Raw genomic sequence first — 23,278 nt, 5'->3', positions numbered from 1 at the left:
GTAATAACTGGCAGTTGGAATCCCCACCTGACTCGGGGTAATGTGCCCGCCTGTCTCACCTGATTTATCCAAGGAACTGGAAAAATGCTGCGTCGCCGCATGCTGATCATGTTGGGTGTTGTCTTGCTGGTCGTCCTGGTATTGGGCGGGTACAAAGCCTTTTCGATCTACACCATGATCCAGGGCTTTGCCAAACCGAAACCGCCGATCAGCGTCGCCGTGGCCCGCGCTACCGAACAGCCGTGGCAGATGCGTTTGCCCACCGTCGGCTCGCTCAAGGCCTTGCAAGGCGTCGAGCTGAGTCTGGAAGTCGCCGGCACCGTCACTGAACTCAAATTCGAATCCGGACAAAAGGTCAAGGCCGGGCAACCACTGCTGCAGCTCGACAGTGCCGTCGAAGCCGCCCTGCTGGAAACCGCCAAGGCTGACTTGGGCCTGGCGCAACTGGATTTCGGCCGTGGCAGCCAGTTGATCGACAGCCGGGCCATCTCCAAAGGTGAATACGACCGGCTCTCGGCGGTGCTGCAAAAGGAGCGGGCCACGGTCAATCAGCTCAATGCAGCACTGGCGAAAAAGCGCATCGTCGCGCCGTTCAGCGGCACCATCGGGATTCGTCAGGTCGACATCGGCGACTACCTCGCCAGCGGCACTAAAATCGCTACCCTGCAGGATTTGAGCAGCCTCTACGCCGACTTCTATGTGCCGGAGCAATCGGTGCCAAAACTGGCCATCGGCCAACCGGTGCAGATCGCAGTTGCGGCCTATCCCGGACAGACCTTCCCCGGCGCCATCAGCGCGATCAACCCGATTGTCGAGAGCACCACGCGCAATATTCTGGTGCGCGCGACCCTGGCCAACCCCGACGGCAAATTGCTGCCGGGCATGTTTGCCAGCCTCGACGTGCTGCTGCCCGATCCACAGCAACACATCGTGGTGCCGGAAAGCGCGATCACCTACACCCTCTACGGCAACTCGCTGTACGTGGTCGGGCAACAGAAGGCCGAGGATGGCAGTGTGGTCAAGGACGACCAGGGCCAGCCGGTGCTGATCGCCGAACGCCGTTTCATCGAGACCGGTGAACGCCGCGATGGCCTGGTGATGATCAACAAGGGCGTGCAGAGCGGCGAACAAGTGGTGACCGCCGGCCAGATCAAACTGGACAACGGCGCACACATTGCCATCAGCGACGACAAGACCCTCGGCGAGCAGAACAGTCCGCCCCGCGCCGACTGATCAAGGAATTCCCATGGCTTTTACCGATCCGTTCATCCGCCGCCCGGTGCTCGCCACCGTGGTCAGCCTGCTGATTGTGCTGCTGGGTTTCCAGGCCTGGAGCAAACTGCCGCTGCGCCAATACCCGCAAATGGAAAACGCCCTGATCACGGTGACCACCGCCTACCCCGGGGCCAACGCCGAGACCATTCAGGGCTACATCACCCAACCGATGCAGCAAAGCCTGGCCAGCGCCGAAGGCATCGACTACATGACCTCGGTCAGTCGCCAGAACTTCTCGGTGATCTCGATCTACGCACGCATCGGTTCCAACACCGACCGTTTGTTCACCGAACTGCTGGCCAAGGCCAACGAGGTGAAGAACAAACTGCCGCAGGACGCCGAAGACCCGGTACTGAGCAAGGAATCGGCCGACGCCTCGGCGCTGATGTACATCAGTTTCTTCAGCAAGGACTTGAGTAACCCGCAGATCACCGACTACCTGTCGCGGGTGATCCAGCCGAAACTGGCGACCCTGCCGGGCATGGCTGAAGCGGAGATTCTCGGCAATCAGGTGTTCGCCATGCGCCTGTGGCTCGACCCGGTGAAGCTCGCCGGTTTCGGCCTCAGCGCCAGCGATGTGACCAACGCCGTGCGCCAGTACAACTTCCTCTCCGCCGCCGGCGAGGTGAAGGGCGAATACGTGGTCACCAGCATCAACGCCAACACCGAACTGAAATCCGCCGAAGCCTTCGCGGCGATTCCGCTCAAGGTCAGTGGCGACAGCCGCGTGCTGCTCAGCGATGTCGCGCGGGTCGAGATGGGCGCGGAAAACTACGATTCGATCAGCTCGTTCGGCGGCACGCCGTCGGTGTACATCGGCATCAAGGCCACACCCGGCGCCAACCCGCTGGACGTGATCAAGGAAGTGCGCAAGCTGATGCCGGAGCTGGAAGCGCAGCTGCCGCCCAACCTCAAGAGCGAGATCGCCTACGACGCCACCCTGTTCATCCAGGCCTCGATCGATGAAGTGGTGAAAACCCTGTTCGAAGCGGTGCTGATCGTGATCGTGGTGGTGTTCCTGTTCCTTGGCGCGCTGCGCTCGGTGGTGATCCCGGTGGTGACCATCCCGCTGTCGATGATCGGCGTGATGTTCTTCATGCAGATGATGGGCTATTCGATCAACCTGCTGACCCTGCTGGCAATGGTGCTGGCCATCGGTCTGGTGGTGGACGACGCGATTGTCGTGGTGGAGAACATCCACCGGCATATCGAGGAAGGCAAGACGCCGCTGGAGGCCGCACTGGAAGGCGCACGGGAAATCGCCATGCCGGTGGTGTCGATGACCATCACCCTGGCGGCGGTGTATGCGCCAATCGGCTTCCTCACCGGACTGACCGGGGCCTTGTTCAAGGAGTTCGCCCTGACCCTGGCCGGTGCCGTGGTGATTTCCGGGATTGTCGCCCTGACCCTGTCGCCGATGATGTGCGCCCTGCTGTTGCGCCACGAAGAAAACCCCAGTGGCCTGGCGCACCGCCTCGACCGTATTTTCGACAGCCTCAAACGCCGCTACCAGAGCATGCTCCACGGCACCTTGAACACACGGCCGGTGGTGCTGGTGTTCGCAGTGATCGTGCTGTGCCTGATCCCGGTGTTTCTCAAGTTCACCAAGTCGGAACTGGCACCGGATGAGGATCAGGGCATCATCTTCATGATGGCCACGGCCCCCCAGCCGACCAACCTCGACTACCTGAGCACTTACACCGACGAGTTCATCAAGATCTTCAAGGAGTTTCCGGAGTACTACTCCTCGTTCCAGATCAACGGCTACAACGGTGTGCAAGCGGGCATCGGCGGCTTCCTGCTCAAGCCATGGAACGAGCGCAGCCGCACCCAGATGCAGATCCTGCCCGAGGTGCAAGGCAAACTGGCGAGCATCCCCGGCCTGCAGATTTTCGGTTTCAACCTGCCCTCCCTGCCCGGCACCGGCGAAGGCCTGCCGTTCGAGTTTGTGGTCAACACGGCCAACGACTACGAGTTGCTGTTGCAAGTCGCTGACCGGATCAAGAAACGCGCCATGGAGTCCGGCAAGTTCGCCTTCGTCGACCTCGATCTGGCGTTCGACAAGCCGGAAGTGGTGGTCGACATCGACCGCGCCAAAGCCGCGCAGATGGGCGTGTCGATGCAGGACCTCGGTGGAACACTGGCGACGCTGCTGGGCGAGGCGGAAATCAACCGTTTCACCATCGAAGGCCGCAGTTACAAGGTGATTGCCCAGGTCGAACGACCGTACCGCGAAAACCCTGGCTGGCTGAACAATTACTACGTGAAAAACACTCAGGGCGAGCTGCTGCCGCTGTCGACCCTGATCAAGGTCAGCGACCGGGCACGACCGCGCCAGCTCAACCAGTTCCAGCAACTCAACGCGGCGAAGATCTCCGGGTTCCCGCTGGTCAGCATGGGCGAAGCCATCGACACCGTGCTGCAGATCGCCCGGGAAGAAGCGCCGGCGGGTTTCGCTTTCGACTATGGTGGCGCCTCGCGCCAGTACGTGCAGGAAGGCAGCGCCCTGTGGGTCACCTTCGCCCTCGCGTTGGCGATTATTTTCCTGGTGCTGGCGGCGCAGTTCGAAAGCTTCCGCGACCCGTTGGTGATTCTGGTGACGGTGCCGCTGTCGATCTGTGGTGCATTGATTCCGCTGTTCCTTGGCTGGTCGAGCATGAACATCTACACCCAAGTCGGTCTGGTGACATTGATCGGGTTGATCAGCAAGCACGGGATTCTGATCGTCGAATTCGCCAACCAGTTACGCAAGGACAAAGGCCTGACCCCGCGCGAAGCGGTCGAGGAAGCGGCGGCAATCCGCTTGCGCCCGGTGTTGATGACCACGGCGGCGATGGTGTTCGGCATGGTGCCGTTGATTCTGGCGACCGGTGCCGGTGCGGTGAGCCGGTTTGATATCGGCATGGTGATTGCCACGGGGATGTCGATCGGCACCTTGTTTACCCTGTTTGTGCTGCCGTGCATCTACACCCTGTTGGCCAAACCTGATCCAAAGCCATGACCTGGCCCCTGTAGGAGCTGCCGCAGGCTGCGATCTTTTGATCTTGATCTTGGCTTTTAAAAACAAAATCAAAAGATCGCAGCCTTCGGCAGCTCCTACACAGGGGATTTTCATTCATGAATAAAAAAGGCCTCGCATCTGCGAGGCCTTTCATTTTGGCTTCAATCGGTTCAACTCTGTGGCCTCATCCCTTGAGAAAGTCCGAACATGAACAACAACAGATCATGGTCGGGTTTAGTCGCCACGGTGGCTTTCGCCACCCGTGGTACTGCGCAGTGAGCATCACCGGTAGTGGCACCGATCACCTGCATGCGGGGCTGCTCCCAGGCCGCCACCGCCAATGAAGCAACTGCCAAGGCTCCAACCAAAAACAAACCTCGTGCAATTTCGAGTTTCATCGCTATAAACCTTTGATAGCGCTGCCAAACGCCGTCTCATAAAAGTAGACGAGTTTTTTCCAGTCCGTGTCGCTGAACGACGAATGGCGACGCAATTGCTTCATGTCATGGGAGGCCGCGCGATAAGCGGTCAGACGCTGGCGGCATTTTTCCAGATCGATCAATGCCACTTCGACCTGTGCCGCGTCGCCCTCACCGGTCACCCGTACAAATACGTGTTTGATGTAGATACAGCTGTGCTGCCAGCGGCCCTTGTGCATGCGCGCCAGGTTTTCTGCAAGGTCCTTGAGCACGCGCTCGTAGACGGCTTCGCCGTATTGCGCACGACCACCGGCGGCTTCCCACTTTTCAAGTTCGTCGAAGCCGTCCAGTGACTTGGTCACCAACAGCGCACGCCACTTGTATTGCGGATCGGGCTGCGCGCCGCAGAAGACGATTTGCGGTACGCGGACGCCGAGACGGCTGACGCCGGTCAGCGCGTCCAGCTCGCGCAAGACCGTCGGACGGCCGAAAGGATGCAACCAGCTGCGATAGATATGTCCGGTCTGGCGCTTGGCATACAGTAACTGGCCGTCACGGCCCACGACCCGTTGCACACCACTTTCCCCGCCACGGCGTACGTTGGGCTCTTCCACCCATTCACCGCGCTGGTTCCAGTAGTAATCGAAGCGATCCTGGGGAGCGACTTCCGTTTCTGCTGCTATTTGCACCACCATCCTGTTACCTCTTGCGTAATACGTAAACCCGCCACATGGCATAGAGCGGGATAAAATCGAGTTGTTCCTGAATGCGAAAACCTGCTTCTTCGAATTCTTTTTCAACTGTCACAGCCGGTAACACAAACCGGTTCTGGTAACCTTCCTGCCCGCGACGCCGCTCGGCGCGCTTGCGTTTCCAGGCCTTGAAATTACCGTCCACCCACAACGAAATGATGACGCTATCACGGGTGACGCGCTCGAACTCGCGCAGAATCGCCCGCCGGTGCTCGGCTTCACCGATGTGATGCAGCAACCGCATGCAGAAAATGCTGTCGACGGCGTTATCGGGCAAAGCAATGTCGAACGCTGACGTGTGCAAAGGTTGTACCCGTTTCACGACGTCAGCCGGTTGCGATTGCATCGCGGTCTTGATCATCGACTCGGAATTGTCCGCACCAATGATCACCCGGTTGGGCTTTTCCGCCAGCAACGGCCAGAAACGCCCTGCACCGCACGGCAGATCCAGAACCAGCCCCGGCTCGCCGGCCAGCGTCAACGCCTTGCGGGCCAACTGCTCGTCCCGCCAGTGAGACAACCGACGACCTAGACCGTCCTGATGCTTGCGCAAATATTTTTGTGCATGCTGGTCATCATACTTTTCGGAAAAATCGAGCTTGATCGGTCTGCTCATCATGGGGGCTCCTGATTGACTGATACCCTTACCATAGGTAGTGGCATGTCAGCGTCAGGTCGTCCCTATGTGAAAATTACGTCAGGTAAACCGGCAAATTATTACAGGGTTTTACACGCGAAAAGCAATAGCGCGGGGCCATCAACGGTCTTCAGCGCTTGCCCAGCGTGACCTCGAAGCGGCAACCATTAGGCTCCATGGTGCTCAACGTCACCTCCCAGCCCTGGTTTTCACAGATTCGCTGCACCAGTGACAAGCCCAGCCCCAAGCCTTCACCGCGCTTTTCATTGCCACGCACGAAGGGCTGGAACATGGCTTCGCGTTTTTCCTCGGGAATGCCCACACCCGAGTCTTCGACGACGAAACCGTTGTCGTTGAGTGTCAGGCGAATGAATCCATGTTCGGTGTAGTGACAGGCATTGCGCAGCAGATTGCCCATGACTGCGCTGAGCAGGGTGGCATTGAAGCACGTGTCCGGCGGGTTGCCCGACTCGTACATCAGTCGCAGCCCTTTCGACTCGATCGGTTCACGCCAGATACCCAGCAGACCGTCGGCCACCTGGGCAAGGGTCTGTTGCGGCGCAGAACCGGCGTCCTCCCGCTGAGCGCGGGCGAGCATCAGGAAGGTCTGCACCAGTTCGCGCATTTCCTCGCTGGCTCGGGCAATTCGCTCGACCTGAGCCCGACCGCGCTGATCCAGCCCCGGGTTTTCCAGAAGCAGCTCGCAGGAACTGGCCAACACCATCAGCGGCGTACGCAGTTCGTGGCTGACATCGCTGGTGAACAGCCGCTCGCGGGTCAGTGCCTGCCGTAGACGCCCGAGCGTGGCATCGAACGCCACCGCGAGTTCGCCGACTTCGTCAGCCGCATAATCCGGTGCCAAGGGTGGCGCCAGCCCCAACAGTTGATCGCGGTGGCGCACTTGCCGCGCCAGGCGCACCACTGGCGCCATGACCTTGCGCGCCAGCACCCAGCCGAGAAACACCGCCAGCGCCAGACTGAGCACAAAACCCACCAGCACCACGGCAAACAGCACGCGTTCACGCTCTTCGAAATCGCTTTGATCCTGCAGCAGGACATAACGACGGCCGTCGACGATCTCGACCATCGCGTGATAAGACAACTGCTCGCGGAACACTTCGTGGAAGCCCGCATCAAGGTGACGCAGATCCTTGGGCAGCTCGAAATCGCCTGGCCCGCCGCTGAAATAGAACAACTGATCCGGTTCCGGGCGATGGCTCCAGTCCGAGACGTTGTCCATCAGCAACAGACGTTGCAGGTCGCCGCCCAGCCCCGCCGAAATCAGTTTTTCCTCCACCAGGTGCACGGTCGCCACAATGCCCATGGCGAAGGCCCCGGCCACCAGCGCACTCATCAGCGCAAAGGCGATGATGATCCGCTGGGAAAGGCTTTGCTTAAACTCCATCACGCCCCTCGGCCAGGCGGTAGCCCACGCCGTGCACGGTTTGCAGCAACGGCTTGGCGAAAGGCTTGTCGATCACCTGACGCAATTGATGGACATGGCTGCGCAGGCTGTCGCTGTCCGGGCAGTCATCGCCCCACAGCGCTTCTTCGAGAATTTCCCGCCGCAGGACGTGAGGGCTCTTCTGCATCAACACCGCCAGCAGTTTGAGGCCGACCGGGTTGAGCTTGAGCAGCTTGCCCTCGCGGGTCACTTCCAGGGTGTCGAGGTCGTAGCTCAGGTCACCGACCTGCAACGCACGGCGTCCGCCACCCTGGGTCCGGCGCATGACGGCCTCGACGCGCGCCGCCAGTTCGGACAGGGCAAACGGCTTGACCAGGTAATCGTCGGCCCCGGACTTGAAGCCCTCCAGACGATCATCCAGTTGATCGCGGGCGGTGAGCATGATCACCGGCGTGTCGCGCCGCGCGTCTTCACGCAGACGCTTGCACAGGGTGTAGCCGTCGATTCCCGGCAGCATGATGTCGAGCACGATCAGGTCGTAATGCTCGGTGGCCGCCAGATGCAAGCCTGACAAACCGTCCTGGGCACAATCGACGGTATAGCCTTTGAGCCCCAGGTAATCGGCCAGATTGGCCAGGATGTCGCGGTTGTCTTCGACCAATAGAATTCGCATTGGCATTTCCTCCGTACACGGTGACGGCCGTCTTGGCCCGCGCAGCTTAAGGCCTACGCCGGTTCAGGGCTAGGGCCGGCACGCGCGCAAGTCCATTTGCCCAGGCAAATTAATTCATTAACAAGGTTTTCACTATCGATTCACAACCTGATCACAGTGGCATCGCGACACTCGCGCGCCATTGCTATGAGGAAAACGAGACGATGGACTCTTTCAAGACAGCGCCCGTGCGCCTTCTGCTGCTGATCACCGGTGCCTGGCTGGTGATTTTTCTCCTGACGCGCACGGTTCTGTTGCTGACTCACCTGGATGAGGCCGGTGGCTTCGCCCTTTCCGCGTTCGGCATCGGCGCGCTGTATGACCTGGGGTTTCTTGCCTACGCGGCAGTGCCAATGGGCCTGTACCTGTTGCTCTGCCCGCCGGGCCTGTGGCGCCGTCGCGGACATCGCGGATTCCTGCGCGCCCTGCTGACGATCAGCCTGTTCGCCATGTTGTTCGTGGCGGTGGCCGAATGGCTGTTCTGGGACGAGTTCGGCGTGCGCTTCAACTTCATCGCTGTCGATTACCTGGTGTACTCCGACGAAGTGCTGAACAACGTCCTCGAATCCTACCCGATCGGCAAACTGCTGAGCCTCCTCGCCGTATTGGCCGTGGTCATCAGTTTCGCTTTGCGCAAGCCGTTCAATGCCGCCATGAATGCCCCGCTGCCAGCGCTGCGCGGACGCCTGCTCAGTGCACTGGGCCTGCTGATCGTCGCGGGTCTGAGCCTGCAACTGCTCAGTCAGGACGCCCCACGTGCCCAAGGCGGCAACGCCTACCAGAACGAACTGGCCAGCAACGGTCCGTATCAGTTCTTCGCCGCGTTCCGTAACAATGAACTGGACTACACCCAGTTCTACAAAAGCCTGCCGGCGGAAAAAGTCGCCAGCCAGATCCGTTCCGAGCTGAGTGAGAGCGACGCGCGCTTCATTGGCAAAGATCCACAGGACATTCGCCGGGTGATCGACAACCCGGGCACCCCGCGCAAGCCGAACATCGTGCTGGTGACCATCGAAAGCCTGAGCGCCAAGTACCTGGGCAGCAACGGCGACGGTCGCAACCTGACGCCGAACCTCGACGCCCTGCGCAAGCAGAGTCTGTACTTCAATAACTTCTACGCCACCGGCACCCGTACCGACCGCGGTCTGGAAGCCATCACCCTGGCCATCCCGCCAACGCCGGGCCGCTCGATCGTCAAGCGCATCGGTCGTGAGAGCGGTTTCGCCAGCCTTGGCCAACAGCTCAGCGCCGTAGGTTACGACAGCGTGTTCGTCTACGGCGGACGCGGTTACTTCGACAACATGAACGCGTTCTTCAGCGGCAACGGCTATCGCGTCGTCGATCAGAGCAGCGTCGATGAAGCCGAAATCCACTTCAAAAACGCCTGGGGTATGGCTGACGAGGACCTGTATCGCCAGACCCTGAAGCTGGCGGACGCCGACTACGCCAGGCAACAACCGTTTCTGCTGCAACTGATGACCACCTCCAACCACCGTCCTTATACCTACCCGGACAACCGCATCGACATCAAGTCCGGTAACGGCCGCGATGGCGCGGTGAAGTACACCGACTATGCGATTGGCCAGTTCCTCGAGCAGGCGCGGCAGAAACCGTGGTTCGACAATACGATCTTCATTTTCGTCGCTGACCACACTGCAGGCAGTGCCGGTAAAGAAGACTTGCCGATCACCAACTATCAGATCCCGCTGTTCATCTATGCGCCGAAAATGATCGAGGCTCGCGAAAGCGCGCAACTGGCCAGCCAGATCGATCTGGCCCCAACGCTGCTGGGCTTGCTCAACCTGGATTACACCTCGACGTTCTTCGGCCGCAACCTGTTGCAGGACAACCCGCTGCCACCGCGCGTGGTGGTAGGCAACTATCAACATCTGGGCCTGTTCGATGGCAAGGATCTGGCGATCCTCAGTCCGCGCCAGGGCTTGCGCCGGCATGACGATGCGTTGACCGAAAGCCGCGAGTCGCGGGTCAGCAGCGACGATCCGCTGATTACACGCACGATCACCTATTACCAGACCGCCAGTTATGGCTTCAAACAGCAGTTGCTGAGCTGGAAGCCTGTGAAGGACAGCACTGTCCAAGTCAGCGAACAGTAACCGTCAATAGAAACGCCCCGGGCTGATGCACCGGGGCTTTTTTTGCGCAACCGGTTATCACAGGAAATGCAGATCCCAATGTGGGAGCGAGCCTGCTCGCGAATGCGCTGTATCAGTCACAGATGTAGTGACGGTGTGATTGCTTTCGCGAGCAGGCTCGCTCCCACAGGGGACGGTGTGAAGCTTGAAATCCCGGCAATAAAAAACCCCGCCTGCTCATCGCAGGCGGGGTTTTTCGTTACAGGGGTAAGGCTGGCTTACATCATGCCGCCCATGCCACCCATGCCGCCCATGTCTGGCATACCGCCGCCAGCCGAGCCTTCTTTCTTCGGTGCATCAGCAACAGCTGCTTCGGTGGTCAGGATCAGACCGCCGATCGAGGCTGCAGCTTGCAGAGCGGAACGGGTGACCTTGGTTGGGTCCAGAATGCCCATTTCGATCATGTCGCCGTATTCGCCGGAAGCAGCGTTGTAACCGAAGTTACCTTTGCCGTTCTTCACTTCGTTGACCACTACGCTTGGCTCGTCACCGGAGTTGGCAGCGATCTGACGCAGCGGCGCTTCAACAGCGCGACGCAGCACAGCGATACCGACGTTCTGGTCAGCGTTGTCGCCGGTCAGTTCGGTCAGGGCTTCCAGAGCACGGATCAGCGCAACGCCACCGCCAGGTACCACGCCTTCTTCAACGGCTGCACGGGTTGCGTGCAGGGCGTCTTCAACGCGGGCCTTCTTCTCTTTCATTTCAACTTCGGAACCAGCGCCAACCTTGATCACTGCAACGCCGCCGGACAGTTTGGCCAGACGCTCTTGCAGTTTTTCACGGTCGTAGTCCGAGGAAGTTTCGGCAACCTGAGCACGGATCTGAGCGATACGCGCCTGGATGTCGGCTTCAACGCCAGCACCGTCAACGATGATGGTGTTTTCCTTGGACAGGGTCACACGCTTGGCGTTACCCAGGTGCTCCAGGGTGGTGCTTTCCAGGCTCAGGCCGATCTCTTCGGAGATTACGGTACCGCCGGTCAGAACGGCGATGTCCTGCAGCATGGCCTTGCGACGGTCGCCGAAGCCTGGAGCCTTGACGGCTGCAACCTTGACGATGCCACGCATGTTGTTCACAACCAGAGTCGCCAGGGCTTCGCCTTCAACGTCTTCGGCAACGATCAGCAGTGGACGGCCGGCTTTGGCAACGGCTTCCAGCACTGGCAGCATTTCGCGGATGTTCGAGATCTTCTTGTCGACCAGCAGGATCAGCGGGCCGTCGAGCTCGGCCACCATGGTGTCCGGCTTGTTGACGAAGTACGGGGACAGGTAGCCGCGGTCGAACTGCATGCCTTCTACAACCGACAGTTCGTTTTCCAGGCCCGAGCCTTCTTCAACGGTGATCACGCCTTCTTTACCGACTTTTTCCATGGCTTCGGCAATGATGTCGCCGATGGAGTTGTCGGAGTTGGCGGAGATGGTGCCGACCTGAGCGATCGCCTTGGTGTCAGCGCATGGCTTGGACAGGGCTTTCAGCTCTTTGACGATGGCGATGGTCGCTTTGTCGATACCGCGTTTCAGGTCCATCGGGTTCATGCCGGCAGCGACGGCTTTCAGGCCTTCGTTGACGATCGACTGAGCCAGAACGGTCGCAGTGGTAGTACCGTCACCAGCGTCATCGTTGGCACGGGAGGCAACGTCTTTGACCAGCTGCGCGCCCATGTTTTCGAAACGATCTTCGAGTTCGATTTCCTTGGCGACGGATACGCCGTCCTTGGTGATGGTCGGAGCGCCGAAGCTCTTCTCGAGGATCACGTTACGGCCTTTCGGGCCCAGGGTCGCTTTTACCGCGTCAGCCAGAACGTTGACGCCTTTGAGCATCTTGGAGCGGGCGGCATCGCCGAACTTAACTTCTTTAGCAGCCATGATCGATATTCCTTAAATACTTTGTAGTAACGGGAAAATGAGCGGGGAAATCAGCCTTCCAGTACAGCGAGAATCTCGTTCTCAGCCATTACCAGCAGGTCTTCGCCGTCGACTTTCACAGTGTTGCTGCCGGAGTAAGGACCGAACACAACCTTGTCGCCGACTTTAACGGCCAGCGCACGCACTTCACCGTTTTCCAGAGTCTTGCCTGGGCCTGCAGCGACGATCACACCGTGGTTGGCTTTTTCAGCAGCCGAACCTGGCAGGACGATACCGCCAGCGGTTTTCTTTTCTTCTTCGCTGCGACGGATGACGACGCGGTCATGCAGAGGACGAAGCTTCATTGTCGATCTCTCCTAATTGTGGTTTTCATCGGCCGGTGTAGTCCCGGCGGGTTTAACAAATCCGGCCTGCGCCGGTTGCGGTTCGTCGAGCGAACCGCGGAAGTCTGTCCGGCTTGAATGCCGGAAACCTTTCGGTGACCGATACATAAGGGCGCATAAGCTTATTACAAGGGCGGGGACAGAAAATTTTTCATCATGTGCCCCTTGAATGCCGCGCATAAAGAAACGGCACCCGAAGGTGCCGTGTCGATGCAGGGGTTACTGGCTGTCGCGATGTTCGAACTCGCCTTCGATCACATCACCCTCGCGACCCAGAGGCTGACGCGGTGCAGGACCACCACGGGGTTGCAGGTCATCGGCGAAAGCACGCTGACGGATCGCCTGTTCTTCGGCGCGCTGGCGCATCTTGTTCGCCAGCAGGCGACGAGTGAACGGCAACAACATCACCAGACCGACCACGTCACTGACGAAACCCGGCAGGATCAGCAGGCCACCGGCCAGTGCCAGCATCAGGCCTTCAAGCATGGTCTGCGCGGGCAGTTCACCGCGATTCAGGCTTTCACGGGCACGCAGTGCCGTGGCCAGACCGGCGACGCGCAGCACGAACACGCCGAACATCGAGCCGAGAATGATCAGCAGCAGGGCCGGGAAAAACCCGATCGCCCCTGCCACTTTGACGAATACGAACAGCTCCAGCACCGGAAACAGCAGAAAGAGCAACAAAAAAGGGCGCATCAAAGATTCCTCAACGCAAGAAATGCCTTGCAGTAAGCCTTAGATGACGTCGCCCTTTCGTGAATTCAAGCGTCGGCCACTGCATTTTTTGGCCAGACCTCGGCGTGAGCCAGAGAAACCAAGGCCTCGCGCACTTGTATCGGCGTATGACAAGGCGCTGGAAACGGCAGCCAATACAGTGCCTGACCGATGCGCAGGTGCATGCCTTCGCTGTCGATCCCGGCCAGTTGCGCCGGCACGGTTTGCGGCAATCCGCTGAGTTCCACGTAATGCGCGATGGCTTGGGCGTGATCGCTGTTCATATGCTCGACCATGCTGATTTCCGCCTTGCCGGCAAACGGGTTGGCCAGGGTCAACTGATCGACCCAGTGAATCGCGCCGAAACCGCCGATGTAGCGGTGACGTACCGGGTTGAGCACCCAGAAATCAAAATCGTGAGCCTTGTGGTAATTCTGCGAATCGGGGAAATACCGGTAGTAACGCTCGGCGGCGGCTTCGATAGCCGCCGGCTCTTCGAGCTTTTGCGCCTCGGCCAGATAGGTCAGGCGACCAACGGCCTGCACGTCGTCGGCCTCGCGTTCCCCCACCAGCAGCGAACACTTCGGGTCTTTCTGCAGGTTGTGAGTGTGCTGGGCGATGCGGCTGATCAGGATCAGCGGCCGGCCTTGCTCGTCCAGACAATACGGCACCACTGAGCCGAACGGGAAACCGGGCATCGATTTGGAGTGGGTCGACAATACGCCACGGTATTCCTTGAGAAGCAATTCTCGGGCATTCTTGGCCGCTTCAACGCTCAATTTATGACTCCTTAAATAGAATCCGTCGAAAAAACGGACAGGCGCCGGGGGATAAGTCCCTGTAACGCCATCGGGCAATGCTCATGTGCAATCTGGCCATACCGGTACAGATCGAGCGTCGCCAATAACAAAAACCACTCAGACCGGCTATCGGGGCATGCGCATGCAACTCAACGACAAAGTAATCATTATCACCGGCGGTTGCCAGGGTTTGGGCCGCTCCATGGCCGAGTATTTCGCCGGCAAAGGCGCCAGGCTCGCACTGGTCGACCTCAATCAGGAAAAACTCGATGACGCGGTGGCAGCCTGCAAAGCCAAGGGTGTCGAGGCGCGCAGCTATCTGTGCAACGTGGCCAATGAAGAACAGGTTGAGCACATGGTCGCGCAGGTTGCCGAAGACTTCGGCGCGATCCACGGCCTGATCAACAACGCCGGGATCCTGCGCGATGGCCTGCTGCTCAAGGTCAAAGATGGCGAAATGAGCAAAATGAGCCTGGCCCAGTGGCAGGCGGTGATCGACGTCAACTTGACCGGCGTGTTCCTGTGCACCCGTGAAGTGGCGGCGAAAATGGTCGAGCTGAAGACCAGCGGCGCGATCATCAACATCTCATCGATCTCCCGCGCCGGTAACGTCGGCCAGACCAACTATTCCGCCGCCAAGGCTGGCGTGGCCGCAGCCACTGTGACCTGGGCCAAGGAACTGGCGCGTTACGGCATTCGTGTGGCGGGCATTGCGCCGGGCTTCATCGAAACCGAGATGACCCTGGGTATGAAGCCGGAAGCGCTGGAGAAGATGACCTCGGGGATTCCGCTCAAGCGCATGGGCAAGCCGGAAGAGATTGCCCATTCGGCAGCGTACATCTTCGAGAACGACTACTACACCGGGCGGATTCTGGAGATGGATGGCGGGTTGCGCATCTAACAGCCAATACAGAAACCAATGTGGGAGCGAGCCTGCTCGCGAAAGCGGTGGATCAGACAACTCATCGGTTGAATGACACGCCGAATTCGCGAGCAGGCTCGCTCCCACATTAGATTGTGTTTCTGCTTATCAATCGTCACTGATGCTGATATTCGGCATCGCCGGCGTCGCCGCTTCCTGCAACACAATGCGCGCGCCGACGTGGCGGGCCAGTTCCTGATAGACCATGGCGATCTGGCTGTCCGGTTCGGCGATCACCGTTGGCTTGCCGCCATCGGCCTGCTCGCGGATCAGCATCGACAGCGGCAGCGAAGCCAGCAGTTCAACGCCATATTGGGTCGCCAGCTTCTCGCCACCGCCCTCACCGAACAGATGCTCGGCATGTCCGCAGTTCGAGCAGATATGCACCGCCATGTTTTCCACCACGCCCAGCACCGGGATATTGACCTTGCGGAACATTTCCACGCCTTTGCGTGCGTCCAGCAGCGCCAGATCCTGCGGGGTGGTGACGATCACGGCGCCAGCCACCGGGACTTTCTGCGCCAGGGTCAGTTGGATGTCGCCAGTGCCTGGCGGCATGTCGATGACCAGATAATCCAGATCGCCCCACGCGGTTTGCGTAACCAGTTGCAGCAGCGCGCCGGAGACCATCGGCCCGCGCCAGACCATCGGCGTGTTGTCGTCGGTCAGGAACGCCATCGACATGACTTCGACACCGTGGGCCTTGAGCGGCACAAACCACTTCTGATCCTTGACCTCGGGACGGGTGCGCTCGGGGATGCCGAACATGATGCCCTGGCTCGGGCCATAAATGTCAGCGTCGAGAATCCCCACTTTGGCGCCTTCGCGGGCCAGTGCCAGCGCGAGGTTGGCCGCGGTGGTCGACTTGCCTACGCCACCCTTGCCGGAAGCCACAGCGACCACATTCTTGACGTTGGCCAGCCCCGGAATCTGCGCCTGAGCCTTGTGCGCGGCGATCACGCTGTTGACCTCGACCCTGGCGATCGTCACCCCATCGAGGTTTTCGATGGCCAGTTGCAGCAACTGCGCCCAGCCGCTCTTGAACAGGCCGGCGGCGTAGCCGATTTCCAGCTGAACCTTGACGCGGTCGCCATCGATCTCGATGTGCTTCACACAACCGGCGCTGACCGGGTCCTGGTTCAGGTAGGGGTCGGTGTATTGGCTGAGGACGGCTTCCACCGCTGCGCGAGTGACGGCACTCATGGGCAACTCCGATAACAAGACTGGGAAAAATGATGAGTATCGTACCTGAAAAGATCGCAGCCTTCGGCAGCTCCTACAGGAGATCGGCGTACAACTGTAGGAGCTGCCGCAGGCTGCGATCTTTTCTGTCTGCTCATCCAATGAAACAGGTGCACAGGGTGAAAAATATGCGCCAGCGCTTTATAGTGGCCGACCTCCGTTTCATCAAGTAGCGAAGCCCCACATGTCCGAACCACGCAAGATACTCGTCACCAGCGCCCTGCCCTACGCCAACGGTTCGATCCACCTTGGCCATATGCTGGAATACATCCAGACCGATATGTGGGTGCGCTTCCAGAAGCATCGCGGCAATCAATGCATTTATGTCTGCGCCGACGACGCCCACGGTTCGGCGATCATGCTGCGCGCGGAAAAGGAAGGCATCACCCCGGAACAACTGATCGCCAATGTGCAGGCTGAACACAGCGCCGACTTTGCCGAGTTCCTGGTCGACTTCGACAACTTCCACTCCACTCACGCCGAAGAAAACCGTGAGCTGTCGAGCCAGATCTACCTGAAACTGCGCGATGCCGGGCACATTGCCCAGCGCTCGATTACCCAGTATTTCGACCCGGAAAAGAAAATGTTCCTGGCCGACCGCTTCATCAAGGGCACCTGCCCGAAATGCGGCACTGAAGACCAGTACGGCGACAACTGCGAAAAATGCGGTGCGACCTACGCCCCGACCGACCTGAAGGATCCGAAGTCGGCCATCTCCGGCGCGACTCCGGTGCTCAAGGATTCCCAGCACTTCTTCTTCAAGCTGCCAGACTTCCAGCAGATGCTGCAGACCTGGACCCGCAGCGGCACCCTGCAGGACGCCGTGGCCAACAAGATCGCCGAGTGGCTGGACGCCGGCCTGCAGCAGTGGGACATCTCCCGCGATGCGCCGTACTTCGGTTTCGAGATTCCGGACGAGCCGGGCAAATATTTCTATGTGTGGCTGGACGCGCCGATCGGCTACATGGCTAGCTTCAAGAACCTCTGCAACCGCACGCCGGAGCTGGACTTCGACGCGTTCTGGGGCAAGGACTCCACCGCCGAGCTGTACCACTTCATCGGCAAGGACATCGTCAACTTCCACGCCCTGTTCTGGCCTGCCATGCTCGAAGGCGCCGGTTTCCGCAAACCGACCGGGATCAACGTGCACGGCTACCTGACCGTCAACGGCCAGAAGATGTCCAAGTCCCGTGGCACGTTCATCAAGGCGCGCACCTACCTGGATCACCTGTCGCCGGAATACCTGCGTTATTACTACGCGGCCAAACTGGGCCGTGGCGTCGATGACCTCGACCTGAACCTCGAAGACTTCGTGCAGAAGGTCAACTCCGACCTGGTCGGCAAAGTGGTCAACATCGCCAGCCGTTGCGCCGGTTTCATCCACAAGGGCAACGGCGGCCTGCTGGTCGACAACAATGCTGCGCCAGAACTGACCGAAGCCTTCCTTGCCGCGGCGCCAAGCATTGCCGACGCTTATGAAGCCCGCGACTTTGCCCGCGCCATGCGTGAAACCATGGCCCTGGCCGACCGCGCCAACGCCTGGATCGCCGACAAGGCGCCATGGTCGTTGAACAAGCAGGAAGGCAAGCAGGATGAAGTCCAGGCGATCTGCGCCACCGGCATCAACCTGTTCCGCCAACTGGTGATCTTCCTCAAACCGGTGCTGCCGCTGCTGGCCGCCGATGCCGAGGCATTCCTCAATGTCGCCCCGCTGACCTGGAACGACCACACCACCCTGCTGGCCAACCATCAGTTGAACGAATTCAAACCGTTGATGACCCGCATCGACCCGGTAAAAGTGCAAGCCATGACCGACGCCTCGAAAGAAGACCTGACCGCCAGCCAGACCGACACCGGTGCTGCCGCACCTGCGGGCAATGGCGAACTGGCCAAGGATCCGCTGTCGCCGGAAATCGACTTCGACACCTTTGCCGCCGTCGACCTGCGCGTGGCTTTGATCGTCAAGGCTGAACATGTGGAAGGTGCCGACAAGCTGTTGCGCCTGACCCTGGACATCGGTGACGAGCAGCGCAACGTGTTCTCCGGAATCAAGAGCGCCTACCCGGATCCGTCGAAACTCGACGGTCGCCTGACCATGATGATCGCCAACCTCAAGCCCCGCAAAATGAAGTTCGGCATGTCCGAAGGCATGGTGATGGCCGCCGGCCCTGGCGGTGAAGAAATCTACCTGCTGAGCCCGGACAGCGGCGCCAAGCCGGGTCAACGCATCAAGTAAGACCCAGCGGTAAAACGATCCCACAGGCATGTTCTGCAGGCCTGTGGGATTTTTCATATCTGGCCCACCCTTCGCGGGTGCCGGATAATGCCTAACCTTAAGTGACACCCGCCCGTTGCTGCCGGCAGAACCATGACCGAACTTGCGCTTACGCTGATCAGTGCCGCCCTGCTCAACAACTTCGTGTTGCATTGGCCGCTGGGCGTCGATCCGTTGCTGGCCGGCAGTCGGCGTCAGGTGCATGCGTTGGGGCTGGCAACGGCGTGCCTGATGCTGAGCGTCGGCATCTTCGGTTACGCAATCTGGCACTGGCTGCTGGTACCGCTGCAACTGCAAGCCCTGCAGCTGTTCGTGTTCTTGCCACTCAACGTGCTGCTGATCGCGCCGGTATTGAAACTGCTGACCCGTGCGCTGCCTGACTGGCCCTTCGATGGGCTATGGCCATTGTTGCTGGGCAACGCCGGCGTGCTGGGGCTGGCCTTGATCAATGCACAAAATGATCGTGGCCTGCTGCAGGCAACAGCGTTGAGCCTGGGCGCCGGGCTGGGTTTCTGGCTGGTGCTGAGCCTGTTCAGCGACTTGCGTGAACGCACGGCGGACAACGACATTCCCCTGCCCTTTCGCGGCTTGCCGATCGACCTGATCGGCGCCGGACTGATCGCAGTGATTTTTCTCGGATTCAGTGGACTGATCAAAACATGAGTCTGATTCAACTCATCGATGCCCTCCTGCCGCAGACTCAATGCGGCAAATGCGGCCACCCCGGGTGCAAGCCCTATGCGCAAGGCATCGTCGACGGCGAACCGATCAACAAGTGCCCGCCCGGCGGCGACGAAACCATCGCCGCCCTGGCTGAACTGTTGAAAGTACCGGTGCTGGAACTGGACGTCAGCCGCGGCGCGGCACCGCCACAAGTGGCCTACATCCGCGAAGCCGAGTGCATCGGCTGCACCAAGTGCATCCAAGCCTGCCCGATCGACGCCATCGTCGGCGCAGCGAAACTGATGCACACCGTGCTGATCGACGAATGCACCGGTTGCGACCTGTGCGTGGCACCGTGTCCGGTGGATTGCATCGAGATGCACCCGCTGCCGCTCGGCACCTTGCCGGTGGTCGGTGGTCTGGCGACCAGCCTTGAAGAGCTGCGCGCACGCACGGCCAAACGCGATCATGCGCGCCAGCGTTTCGAACGCCGCAACGCCCGCCTGCAACGCGAAGAACAGCACAAACAGGCTGAGCGCGAAGCCCGCGCGCAACGGGCTGCGCAACCGGCGACGGCCACTCTCGATCCGGTGCAGGCAGCTCTGGAACGGGTGCGCGCGCAGAAAGCCGCGACCGCCGATGCAGCACTGAAGAAAGCCAAGATCGATGTCGCCATGAGCCGCGCGCAATTGCACAAATCGCTGAAAGCCTTCGGCCATCCACCGACCTTCGAACAGCAATCGCAACTGATCGTGCTGCAACAGCAGTTCGAAGCGGCAGAACAGGCGCTGGCAAAACTCGAAAGCAGCACCGCCGTTCCAGCCGCTGCGGCTCCGGCTCCAGCGAAAGACGCGGATCTGAAACGGGCAAAAATCCAGTTGGCCATGCGTCGCGCCGAACTGAAAAAGGCTCAGACCGCCGAAGCACCCGCGCAGCAGATTGCCACGCTGGAACAGGCACTGCGTGATGCCGAGCAAGCCCTGCATGTGGCCGAGGCGGCCAGTGAGCAGCCTGTGCCTGATCTGGTCCGGGTGGAAAAGCGCCCAATCGACAACCAGCTCCGCCAGTTGAAAACCGAATTGGCCTACGCCCGCGCCGACCTGAGCAAACTCGAACGCCGCGCCGACACACCGAATGACATCCTCGACAAGGCCCGCGCTCGCCTGCTGGCCGCCGAGCGTCAGGTGCAAGACCATGTCGCCCCGTGAGGCACCGGATGATCGCCTGCAACAGGCGATGAAGCAGGTGCTGCTGGCCACGCTGCCGGGATTGTTGGCACTGTTCTGGTGTTACGGCTGGGGCGTGCTGATCAATTTGATTCTGGCGGCGAGCACCGCGCTGCTGATCGAAGCCGGCGTCACCCGCCTGCGGCGCCAACCTTTGCAACCGACGCTCAGCGATGGCAGCGCGCTGGTCAGCGCGACACTGCTGGCCGCTGCCCTGACGCCTTACTGTCCGTGGTGGCTGACCGTGACCGCGGTGGCTTCGGGCCTTCTGTTCGGCAAGCACTTGTACGGTGGAGTCGGCAAAAATCCGTTCAACCCCGCCATGCTCGGTTTCGCCCTGGCGATGGTGCTGTTCCCACAACCGATGACCCACTGGCCGGCGCACGGCATGAATCTGCAGGCCGCTTTTGCCCAAGTCCTGAATCTGGGCCAGGCCCCGGACGCCTGGGTGCAGGCCACTGCGCTGGACAGCCTGCGCATCAACAAGAGCCTGACCATGGATGAGTTGTTCGCCGCCAACCCGGCGTTCGGCCGCTTCGGCGGACGCGGCGTGGAGTGGATCAATCTGGCGTTTCTCGCCGGCGGGCTGTGGCTGTTGCAGCGCCGGGTAATCGCCTGGCAAGCGCCGGTCGGCATGCTGGCCAGCCTGTTTGTCGTCAGCCTGCTCTGCTGGAACGGTTCGGGTTCCGATTCCCACGGCTCACCGCTGTTTCATCTGTTGAGCGGGGCAACCATGCTCGGTGCCTTTTTCATCATCACCGAACCGGTGTCGGGCGCCAAAAGTCCGCTGGCCCGGCTGCTGTTCGGCGTTGGCGTCGGCTTGCTCACCTACCTGATTCGCACCTGGGGCGGCTACCCGGACGGTGTCGCGTTTGCGGTGTTGCTGATGAATCTCTGCGTGCCAGCGCTGGAACGTTTTGCCGCCGCCCGCCAGACGCAGGTGCAACCATGAGCCGCACGGTTTCTGTCGTGACGCTCGTGCTGCTGGCCGGCGCGGGGCTCGGCCTGACTTATGTGGTGCAACGCGCCAGTGCGCCGCAGATTGCCAGCGAGCAGGCCCTGCTCGACAGCCGCAAGCTGCTCGATGTGCTCGCGGCCGATGCATACGACAATCAGCCGCTGGAGCAGCCACTGGCGTTGACTGATGCGACGTTGAGCCACAGCAAACTGCTGGCGGGTTACCGCGCCAGCAAAGCCGGGCAGCCGGTGGCGGTGCTGTTGCGCACGCAGACCGAGGGCTATGCCGGCGTTATCGAACTGCTGATCGCCATCGATGCCAACGGCAGACTGCTGGGGATAAAAACCCTGCGGCACAACGAAACGCCTGCGCTCGGCGGACTTATTGGCGACTGGCCGAACCACTGGCTGGCGACATTTGCCGGGCAATCGCGTCACGCGCCTGACGACGCAGGCTGGGCGCTGAAAAAGGATCAGGGACAGTTCGATCAACTGGCGGGCGCAACCATCACCTCCCGGGCCACCGTCAATGCCATTCACGACGCCTTGCGCTACTTTGATGAGCACCGAGCAACCTTGCTGGGGATCGGATCATGAACCGGCCGACGAACCTGACGAATGCTTTGATGCTGGTTGTGCTGCTTGGCACCAGTACAACATTGGCTAGCGCACTGGGCATGCTGCTGATGTCGGGCGTCGTCGTGGCGGTTTACGGTGTCTGTTTCGGCGCATTGCGCTCGCGACTGTCTGACAGCGACCGGATGCTGGCCAGTCTGCTGCTGGCCGCCACCCTGACCAGTTGCGCCAATATCCTCGCGCAACGCTGGGCGTTGCAGTGGCAACAGTCACTCGGAATCTATACCGGGCTGATCGCCTTGCAATGCGTGGTGCTGGAATACAATGGATTCTTTGCTCAGGCATTTGGCCTGCGCCTGAAGTTTTTTGGCCTGTCGAGCGGGTTGCTGATCGCACTGGCTGGACTGCGTGAACTGTTTGGTCAGGGCCACATCGGCCGTGGCCTGTCTGAGCACTGGCAAGGCCTGGTGCTGTTTAACGAAGGGCTGCACCTGTTCACCCTGGTTCCCGGCGCCTTTATCGTGCTTGGGCTTCTGCTCGCCGCCCGCCAGGCCTGGACGCGCTCGAACGCTCTCTCCAAGGAAACACATCATCCATGAATGCCGCAAAACGTCTGGAAATCTTCCGCAGACTTCACGAAGACAATCCCGAGCCGAAGACCGAACTGGCCTATTCCTCGCCGTTCGAGTTGTTGATCGCGGTCATTCTTTCGGCGCAATCAACCGACGTCGGCGTCAACAAGGCCACGGCCAAACTGTTCCCGGTGGCTAACACCCCCGCTGCGATCCACGCACTGGGCGTCGAAGGGCTGTCCGAATACATCAAAACCATCGGTCTCTATAACAGCAAAGCGAAAAACGTGATCGAGACCTGCCGCATGCTGGTCGAACTGCACAATGGCGAAGTCCCGCAGACGCGCGAAGAACTGGAAGCGCTGCCCGGCGTCGGCCGCAAGACGGCCAACGTGGTCCTGAATACCGCTTTCCGTCAGTTGACCATGGCGGTCGACACGCACATTTTTCGTGTGAGCAACCGCACCGGTATTGCCCCGGGTAAAAATGTTGTTGAAGTTGAAAAGAAGCTGATGAAATTTGTGCCAAAAGACTACCTGCTGGACTCTCACCACTGGCTGATTCTGCACGGTCGCTATGTGTGTCTGGCGCGCAAGCCACGCTGTGGCAGCTGCCGGATCGAGGATTTGTGCGAGTACAAACACAAAACCTCGGACGATTGATTGGCTATTGGAATAATTGATTTATCGATTGAAAAAATCTTTTTTACCCGCAGCAGGAATATCGATA

The 23,278-nt window shown here is 60.1% G+C and carries 21 protein-coding genes; 11 read left to right on the top strand and 10 right to left on the bottom strand.

Going from position 1 to position 23,278, the window contains the following annotated elements:
* Positions 1-84: 84 nt before the first annotated feature.
* Together ACM6HV_RS17605 and ACM6HV_RS17600 are read left to right on the top strand one after the other, a co-directional pair.
* Entirely contained in the window at positions 85-1,233 is a 1,149-nt protein-coding gene (locus ACM6HV_RS17605) for an efflux RND transporter periplasmic adaptor subunit (protein ID WP_145594662.1), read from the top strand.
* Between the two features lie 13 nt (positions 1,234-1,246).
* Positions 1,247-4,276: a multidrug efflux RND transporter permease subunit gene (locus ACM6HV_RS17600; RefSeq protein ID WP_414904865.1), complete on the top strand. Its 3,030-nt coding sequence runs from the start codon at positions 1,247-1,249 to the stop codon at positions 4,274-4,276.
* 170 nt (positions 4,277-4,446) lie between these two features.
* On the opposite strand, the gene ACM6HV_RS17595 is transcribed toward ACM6HV_RS17600, so the two are convergent.
* From ACM6HV_RS17595 to ACM6HV_RS17575, 5 genes are all read right to left on the bottom strand, one after another.
* A complete protein-coding gene (locus ACM6HV_RS17595; RefSeq protein ID WP_041068407.1) occupies positions 4,447-4,674 on the bottom strand; it encodes a hypothetical protein in 228 nt (75 codons plus the stop codon).
* A 2-nt stretch (positions 4,675-4,676) separates the two neighbouring features.
* Entirely contained in the window at positions 4,677-5,390 is a 714-nt protein-coding gene (locus tag ACM6HV_RS17590) for a lipopolysaccharide kinase InaA family protein (protein ID WP_041068405.1), read from the bottom strand.
* Positions 5,391-5,394: 4 nt separating this feature from the next.
* The gene (locus ACM6HV_RS17585; RefSeq protein WP_041068703.1) at positions 5,395-6,063 is read right to left on the bottom strand and encodes a class I SAM-dependent methyltransferase; all 669 of its coding nucleotides are present in this window, start codon (positions 6,061-6,063) and stop codon (positions 5,395-5,397) included.
* Between the two features lie 151 nt (positions 6,064-6,214).
* The gene (locus ACM6HV_RS17580) at positions 6,215-7,489 is read right to left on the bottom strand and encodes a sensor histidine kinase (RefSeq protein ID WP_041068403.1); all 1,275 of its coding nucleotides are present in this window, start codon (positions 7,487-7,489) and stop codon (positions 6,215-6,217) included.
* On the bottom strand, positions 7,479-8,162 hold the full coding sequence (locus ACM6HV_RS17575) for a response regulator transcription factor (protein WP_047296172.1): 684 nt from the start codon (positions 8,160-8,162) through the stop codon (positions 7,479-7,481). The genes ACM6HV_RS17580 and ACM6HV_RS17575 overlap by 11 nt, the downstream gene beginning before the upstream one ends.
* Before the next feature lie 203 nt (positions 8,163-8,365).
* Here ACM6HV_RS17575 and ACM6HV_RS17570 point away from each other — a divergent pair, with 203 nt between their 5' ends.
* On the top strand, positions 8,366-10,315 hold the full coding sequence (locus ACM6HV_RS17570; RefSeq protein ID WP_414904864.1) for an LTA synthase family protein: 1,950 nt from the start codon (positions 8,366-8,368) through the stop codon (positions 10,313-10,315).
* Positions 10,316-10,572: 257 nt separating this feature from the next.
* On the opposite strand, the gene groL is transcribed toward ACM6HV_RS17570, so the two are convergent.
* The 4 genes from groL to ACM6HV_RS17550 form a co-directional block, all read right to left on the bottom strand.
* Positions 10,573-12,219 (bottom strand): chaperonin GroEL, encoded by a 1,647-nt coding sequence (gene groL / locus ACM6HV_RS17565; protein WP_041068396.1) that lies wholly within the window; start codon positions 12,217-12,219, stop codon positions 10,573-10,575.
* A gap of 50 nt (positions 12,220-12,269) precedes the next feature.
* Entirely contained in the window at positions 12,270-12,563 is a 294-nt protein-coding gene (locus ACM6HV_RS17560) for a co-chaperone GroES (protein WP_003227685.1), read from the bottom strand.
* 258 nt (positions 12,564-12,821) lie between these two features.
* A complete protein-coding gene (locus ACM6HV_RS17555) occupies positions 12,822-13,298 on the bottom strand; it encodes an FxsA family protein (protein ID WP_145594668.1) in 477 nt (158 codons plus the stop codon).
* Positions 13,299-13,363: 65 nt separating this feature from the next.
* Positions 13,364-14,095 carry a HugZ family protein gene (locus ACM6HV_RS17550; protein WP_108183664.1) on the bottom strand — a complete coding sequence of 244 codons (732 nt, stop codon included), beginning with the start codon at positions 14,093-14,095 and terminating at the stop codon, positions 13,364-13,366.
* Between the two features lie 163 nt (positions 14,096-14,258).
* Between ACM6HV_RS17550 and ACM6HV_RS17545 the strand changes: the two genes are divergently transcribed.
* Entirely contained in the window at positions 14,259-15,017 is a 759-nt protein-coding gene (locus tag ACM6HV_RS17545) for an SDR family oxidoreductase (protein ID WP_047296308.1), read from the top strand.
* A 129-nt stretch (positions 15,018-15,146) separates the two neighbouring features.
* Here the strand turns inward: ACM6HV_RS17545 and apbC are convergent, their stop codons facing one another.
* Entirely contained in the window at positions 15,147-16,241 is a 1,095-nt protein-coding gene (gene apbC, locus ACM6HV_RS17540) for an iron-sulfur cluster carrier protein ApbC (protein WP_145594670.1), read from the bottom strand.
* A 223-nt stretch (positions 16,242-16,464) separates the two neighbouring features.
* Between apbC and metG the strand changes: the two genes are divergently transcribed.
* The 7 genes from metG to nth all read left to right on the top strand — a co-directional run bounded on the left by metG (position 16,465) and on the right by nth (position 23,211).
* A complete protein-coding gene (gene metG, locus ACM6HV_RS17535) occupies positions 16,465-18,516 on the top strand; it encodes a methionine--tRNA ligase (protein WP_047296182.1) in 2,052 nt (683 codons plus the stop codon).
* Positions 18,517-18,648: 132 nt separating this feature from the next.
* Complete coding sequence (locus tag ACM6HV_RS17530) at positions 18,649-19,218, top strand: electron transport complex protein RnfA (RefSeq protein WP_414904863.1); 570 nt, start codon at positions 18,649-18,651, stop codon at positions 19,216-19,218.
* Positions 19,215-20,426 (top strand): electron transport complex subunit RsxB, encoded by a 1,212-nt coding sequence (gene rsxB, locus ACM6HV_RS17525; protein WP_145594681.1) that lies wholly within the window; start codon positions 19,215-19,217, stop codon positions 20,424-20,426. Before ACM6HV_RS17530 ends, rsxB begins: the two co-directional genes overlap by 4 nt.
* The gene (locus ACM6HV_RS17520) at positions 20,413-21,396 is read left to right on the top strand and encodes an RnfABCDGE type electron transport complex subunit D (protein ID WP_414904862.1); all 984 of its coding nucleotides are present in this window, start codon (positions 20,413-20,415) and stop codon (positions 21,394-21,396) included. The genes rsxB and ACM6HV_RS17520 overlap by 14 nt, the downstream gene beginning before the upstream one ends.
* Positions 21,393-21,998 carry an RnfABCDGE type electron transport complex subunit G gene (locus ACM6HV_RS17515; protein WP_414904861.1) on the top strand — a complete coding sequence of 202 codons (606 nt, stop codon included), beginning with the start codon at positions 21,393-21,395 and terminating at the stop codon, positions 21,996-21,998. The genes ACM6HV_RS17520 and ACM6HV_RS17515 overlap by 4 nt, the downstream gene beginning before the upstream one ends.
* Positions 21,995-22,576, top strand: a complete 582-nt coding sequence (locus ACM6HV_RS17510; RefSeq protein WP_414904860.1) for an Rnf-Nqr domain containing protein — start codon at positions 21,995-21,997, stop codon at positions 22,574-22,576. Before ACM6HV_RS17515 ends, ACM6HV_RS17510 begins: the two co-directional genes overlap by 4 nt.
* Positions 22,573-23,211, top strand: a complete 639-nt coding sequence (nth, locus tag ACM6HV_RS17505; RefSeq protein WP_003227707.1) for an endonuclease III — start codon at positions 22,573-22,575, stop codon at positions 23,209-23,211. Before ACM6HV_RS17510 ends, nth begins: the two co-directional genes overlap by 4 nt.
* Positions 23,212-23,278 lie beyond the last annotated feature (67 nt).

The sequence above is a fragment of the Pseudomonas sp. IT-P260 genome (assembly GCF_949768395.1).
Taxonomy (GTDB): Bacteria; Pseudomonadota; Gammaproteobacteria; order Pseudomonadales; family Pseudomonadaceae; genus Aquipseudomonas; species Aquipseudomonas parakoreensis.
The sequence above is the reverse complement of the archived record's forward strand: the minus strand, read 5'-3'. Positions and strand labels throughout refer to the sequence as shown.